At 28.6% G+C, this 2762-nt stretch carries 3 protein-coding genes; all 3 read right to left on the reverse strand.

Going from position 1 to position 2762, the window contains the following annotated elements; translation table 11 throughout:
• Window positions 1–572: 572 nt before the first annotated feature.
• The gene (locus tag Q361_RS13315; RefSeq protein WP_103727219.1) at window positions 573–974 is read right to left on the reverse strand and encodes a hypothetical protein; all 402 of its coding nucleotides are present in this window, start codon (window positions 972–974) and stop codon (window positions 573–575) included.
• The gene (locus Q361_RS13320; protein WP_103727220.1) at window positions 971–1813 is read right to left on the reverse strand and encodes a TlpA family protein disulfide reductase; all 843 of its coding nucleotides are present in this window, start codon (window positions 1811–1813) and stop codon (window positions 971–973) included. Before Q361_RS13320 ends, Q361_RS13315 begins: the two co-directional genes overlap by 4 nt.
• Before the next feature lie 64 nt (window positions 1814–1877).
• On the reverse strand, window positions 1878–2462 hold the full coding sequence (locus Q361_RS13325; RefSeq protein ID WP_146047048.1) for a bacteriocin fulvocin C-related protein: 585 nt from the start codon (window positions 2460–2462) through the stop codon (window positions 1878–1880).
• Window positions 2463–2762 lie beyond the last annotated feature (300 nt).

The raw sequence follows: 2762 nt of genomic DNA on the forward strand, positions 1-2762 counted from the left end.
AGCTTATTTCCAGCCGTTAACAAATATTTTTTTCAAGTTAGATTTTTTGAGAAATTCCTTATTAGTGTTCGGTTTTTCAACAATATCTGCTAACGGTTCCAGGCTTTACGTCTGTTGCGGATTAAGGAAGCCGAAACTTTCGGTTTAGCACTGACCTCAAAGATACAAAATAAACTTTAAATTAAGCCCAAAACCCGCAATAGCGTAAAACCTGTGTTGGCAGAAGATTTAATTGTCCGTTTCAATTTTCACGTTTCATTTCGGCTTTCAATTTTGGTTAAGTGTCTAATTTTATTGGTGCGGTTGTCTTATCTATTTTTGCAGAAGCTTATTCTGTTTTGGCGGTTGTCTATTTCAGTTTAGCAGGTGTCTTATTTACTTTTGCACAAGGTTTGTTCATTTTGTCAGACGCCTTGTTTATTTTTACCTATGTCTTATCTATTTTGTCCAAAGTCTTTTTCGATTGAGCCAATGCTTTGTTCGATTTGGACAAAGGTTATTTTATTTTTTATATAAGCAATCATTGAATTGAAAATAAAAGCAGTTTTGGCTTCGCCAAAACTGCTATTTGTTTAATCTGGTTTTACAGTAATTGTAATTTCTTCATTGAATTTATATTCGCCTTTTTTGTAAGTTTCTTTGTTGGCTAAAACAATTTCATATGTATAAATGCCTTTTGGTAATTCAAAAACACATTCTTTTCCGTCTTTTTGGATAACCATTTCTTTTTTAATAATGTTATCTTCTAAGTCTTTTCCACTAATTATAAAAGTTATTTTGTCCGCAAGTTTGTTTTTAACACAAACACTTTCAATGATTTTTGAATTAGTTTCTTTAACTTCTGATTTGTCTTTTTTCAAGAATGATAATCCATTTACAAGTATTTCTCCGCCTTTTAATACTTTGTCAATGTCGGATTGAGAGTAAGAAAAAAAGGTAAACATCATTAAAATTATTAAAATTTTATTTTTCATTCTTTTAAAAGTTTATCTATTTCAGCTTCTGTGCTGAAAATTAATGTATTTTTTTCTGTTTCAAACATTCCATCATATCTTATTTTGCCATCTTTTATTATTATCAAATGAGGAAAAGTATTGAAATGTAGCTTATTTTCAATCTCACTTGATGATTGTGCATATACTTTTTTAAATTTATATCCAATACTATCCAAAATTTTTATTGTAGTGTTAAATTTATCTCTTTTTAATGGAAAATTTACAGCGTAAATTTCTACTCGATTATTTTCCTTGTATTTGTTATGTAACTCTTCTAAATCGGGAAATTTTTCAAAACAAATACCACAAGAAGTTGACCAAAAATCAAGTACAATAATTTTATCCATTTTTAAATAAACTCTTTTTTTATTATGTTCAAGCAATGTTATCGCTGGAAAATTGATGTTTTTTTCTGCGTCTTTATTTGATACAAAAATAAAGATTGTGTTAAAAAGATAATTTGCAATACAATAAAATGCAATTAAAGCTAAAGGAATGATTAATATATACCTTTTTTTTAAATAGCCATAAGCGAGTAAAGAACTTACAGGAATAAAAATTAAATACTGTAAAGTTCTTGAAAAATCATTGCCTAAAAAGCCAGCTATAGTAAACAAAAGTAGCATTGGAGCAATTAAAAAAAAACAATATTTATATTTTGTTTCATCGAAATTTTTTAAAAAATAAATCGTTATAAGAAACACTGATGAAAGTGTTAATAATATCATTAATTTATGATTTCCGTCAGTGATGACACCAAAGAGGATGTATAATAAAATTAATGCAATACCTATTAAAATTAATTTTCTTTTTTTCATAATGCATTATTAATATATTTAAAATTACAGGTTGTCGAAAAAATGACAACCTGTTTGAATTAATCTATAAACATAGTACGCATTGATTACAACTTTGCATCCATAAAAAACCACAACCATAAGATGTACGATTGCAATTTGTTCCTGTCTGTCCATCATGGAACAAACACCATCTGCAAGAACAATCTCCTCTTGCGACTGAAGAAGTGCTCGCATCAGTAAATAAATTCAAATTTGCTAAGTCTATTATTATTGTTTCAGGAACTGCTTTTGTATCAATAAATTTCCCGTAAAATTTATAATCTTCTAAAGTCTCAAACATCATTCCAAAATCTTTCATAGGTGTTATTTTTGCAAGATTTACAATATTTTGCAAAAACTCTTTTGATTGATCTCTATTAACACCTTGTTCAATACTATTTTTAATTTTCGAAATATAATTTTTATGTTCATTAGGTAAACTTAATGATAATAATTGTTCTATTTTTTCAAGCCATAATTTTTTCTGTTCACCTTCTGAAAGTTTGTTGTAAGCAACAACAGCTTCTTTATGTGTTTTGCCTTTTAAAAATTCAGTTCTCAAATTTTGAGCATTTCCTAAAATACTAAACATAACTATAGCAATTAAGCCGAAAATTAATTTTTTCATAATAGATATTTTACCTTATTATTAATACGGACTACCGCAAGGACGACAACTTTAGGCACAATTTGGGTTTTAAGTTAGATGTACCGCCCCGCTGGTTTACTCGTTTTTTCCTGTGTTAAAATACTAACCGTTTCTTCAATTTCCTTGCTTAGTTCAATTTCTGTCTGCAAGCGATTTTCCGACAACGCTGGTCAAAATTTTCTGCCAACGTTTCGCGGCTTGACGCAGAAGCGAAGCCAGCGAACGGCTAAATTTCTGTTAAAGATAAACATTTTCGTGAAAAACAGACTTCAGTTTAAG

It is taken from the genome of Flavobacterium croceum DSM 17960, assembly GCF_002917885.1.
Lineage (GTDB): Bacteria > Bacteroidota > Bacteroidia > Flavobacteriales > Flavobacteriaceae > Flavobacterium > Flavobacterium croceum.